At 39.4% G+C, this 2,184-nt stretch carries 2 protein-coding genes; one reads left to right on the forward strand and one right to left on the reverse strand.

Annotated elements, in window-relative coordinates:
* The coding region (locus VLN09_RS12310; RefSeq protein ID WP_414709115.1) for an integrase core domain-containing protein at positions 1 to 131 on the forward strand (131 nt) is incomplete at its 5' end.
* An 84-nt stretch (positions 132 to 215) separates the two neighbouring features.
* On the opposite strand, the gene VLN09_RS08745 is transcribed toward VLN09_RS12310, so the two are convergent.
* Positions 216 to 1,424 carry a transglycosylase SLT domain-containing protein gene (locus VLN09_RS08745; RefSeq protein WP_325245661.1) on the reverse strand — a complete coding sequence of 403 codons (1,209 nt, stop codon included), beginning with the start codon at positions 1,422 to 1,424 and terminating at the stop codon, positions 216 to 218.
* Between the last annotated feature and the right edge of the window lie 760 nt (positions 1,425 to 2,184).

A 2,184-nucleotide genomic window follows, 5' to 3' on the forward strand; every position in this document is an offset into this window, starting at 1 on the left:
GCAATACGATGAGTGAGCTTAAACAGCTGATCGATGAGTCTGTTTATGTCTATAACAATATTAGACCTCATTTAAGTTTGAATATGAGAACACCTGCTGAGGTTCATGACAGTTATTCATGTCCTGCTTAATGTAAAAAGCCAGATACTCAGGGTATCTGGCTCATTAAAAAATCATCAATCTATTTTAGGACGGGACACAGTATCAATATCTGATTAAACGGTTGCGGTTTTTATCGTTTCAAGATAACTTCTGATATTACTCACATAGTGCATCGCTTGACCATAGCGACTATTTGAGGCTCTATTATCAGACAAGTAGGCATAGATATTAGCCCAGCTTTTATCATCAATACCTTGGGCGCTTAATTTACGCTGAATACTCTTGACGGCATTTGGTCCCATATTATAAGCAGCAAGGGCAAACCAAATACGATCCGTTTTTGGTACATTAGCAAAATCAGTTTTCATCTGCTCTAAATAACGAGCGCCGCCGCCGATACTTTGATAAGGATCAACGCGGTCTGAAACGCCCATTGCTTTAGCCGTATTGTTGGTCAGCATCATAATGCCGCGTACACCGGTTGGAGAGACCGCATTGGCATCTAAATGCGACTCCTGATAACCCATGGCAACCAACAGCTCCCAGTCATGGTTATAATTACGCGCCTGCTCTTCAAAAGACGATTGATAGTCAGGTAATTTCTCTGTCAGTGTCTTTTTAAAATGGTCTTGACTGTAAGCATCTTTTAACAAATCCTGATTATAAAAAGCGGCGAGTTTCTGTGTGTGATCAAGCTTGATGCTATCACATAAAAAATAGCTCGCTTTTTGTGATAATGGATCATCGCTAGAATTAAAGGTCCAACTTACTTTAGGATGCAAACCATTTTTGGTCAAGCTGGCATCATAGCCGCAGCTGACATTAATAGATGACAAGTTAAGCTGGCTTTTTAATTGAGTACTGGCAGTGGTCAATGCCATATCAGCATCGCCTGATTGTAAGGCTCTAAGCGCAGCTTCTTCATCGGCATAGGCTTTAAGAGTAACTTTTACCCCAAGCTCGTCTGCATAGCTACGTACTAAGTCGTAGCCAAAGCCATGTTGGAAGCCATCTGTCGCAAAATAGGTACTGTCACCTGGAATCGCAGCGATAGTTAAAGTATTCTCCAGCATGACATGGTCATAGGCTGGTACTTGGGTATTCATGGTCGTCAGACTCTCAGCAGGGAGTGAGAGTAGAGCAATGCTAGATATTTGCGCCAACTTCTTGGTTTTGGCGAAACGTGTTATTTTGATGGGTGCAATAGCTGGAACGATGTTACTTTTGGTGCTTGGTAAGCGTTTAGACGGACGCAATACATATGATATACGGCGTTTAGCCCCTCGCGCAGATGCTTTCGCACGATAAGTAATTCGCTGCATAGATGTCTCCTAATTGTAGCCATCCTACTTACCATAAAAATGCGCGCTCACCTTATACCAATAGCAGGAATAAGTGTTGGTGCATTTTAGATACTATGATATTCATGCCACCATGCAATATTGACGCATGTATTAAGCATATCAGTCCTAGTATCTCGTTTAAATATAGCTGTACAATCTCAATCTACAACCTTATGGCTCAAAGTTTAAGAGCATAAAATATCACTCAAAAACGTTATTGCTAAAAAAAGGCTGCAAAACACCGTGAAGGGGCTTAATCAGATGATTCCTTCATCGATGATAGATTTAATTTTACAAAATATTTAAACGATACTATAAAACATAGGTAAGGTCATGAACAAATTATTGAAGAAACATGGCATAGGCAGGGTATAGGTACACCCGAACATCGCTACGCTGATATGAACAACTCATTATTCTTAATTTGTTTAGAATAAATAGCAATACATACCGTTTTTCCAGCAATAAAAAGAAGCAGGTTAATCTGTTTGATATATAAAAGCTTATAAACTTATAGATAAGATAAAAAGCCAATCAGACGTATTTGCCGTCTCACTACTGCAACACTAAAATAGAGTATACCGCGTTGTTTAAAACGCATCATCAGCGATGATATTGTATTAGTTACTGTCCAAAATCTTATTGGAAGATTGAATATAATAGGATTTTAGACGGTAACCATCATTTTAGTGCCATAACCGGAAGCTGTAATAATGGGAAGTCTCATGACAAGACGTTC

The sequence above is a fragment of the Psychrobacter sp. genome (genome assembly GCF_035469765.1).
Taxonomy (GTDB): domain Bacteria; phylum Pseudomonadota; class Gammaproteobacteria; order Pseudomonadales; family Moraxellaceae; genus Psychrobacter.

What these genes read in the sequence shown, in the direction of transcription:
- VLN09_RS08745 (WP_325245661.1), bottom strand. Translation starts at nt 1,424, where the DNA reads ATGCAGCGAATTACTTATCGTGCGAAAGCATCTGCGCGAGGGGCTAAA.